Source organism: Bradyrhizobium sp. Kon69 (genome assembly GCF_055807515.1).
In genome coordinates this window covers 1-263 of record NZ_JBVVOS010000396.1, presented here as the reverse complement: position 1 = coordinate 263, position 263 = coordinate 1, and the positions used below count along the sequence as shown (strand labels likewise).

At 57.0% G+C, this 263-nt stretch carries 1 pseudogene; it reads left to right on the top strand.

Features of this window, described 5'->3' with window-relative positions:
* Positions 1 to 263: pseudogene (locus AC0L3U_RS39575) on the top strand (class 1 fructose-bisphosphatase); the annotation flags it as partial.

Sequence of the window (263 nt, the reverse complement as noted above, 5' to 3'; positions counted from 1 at the left end):
CATGGGCACTGAAAACGTGCAGGGCGAAGTGCAGAAGAAACTGGACGTGCTGTCCAACGAAATCCTGCTCGAAGCCAACGAATGGGGCGGTCACCTGGCCGGCATGGCTTCCGAAGAGATGGACAATGCCTACCAGATTCCGGGCAAATACCCTAAAGGCGCGTACCTGCTGGTATTCGACCCACTGGACGGCTCCTCCAACATCGACATCAATGCGCCGGTCGGTACCATCTTCTCGGTACTGCGTTGCCCGAACGAATACC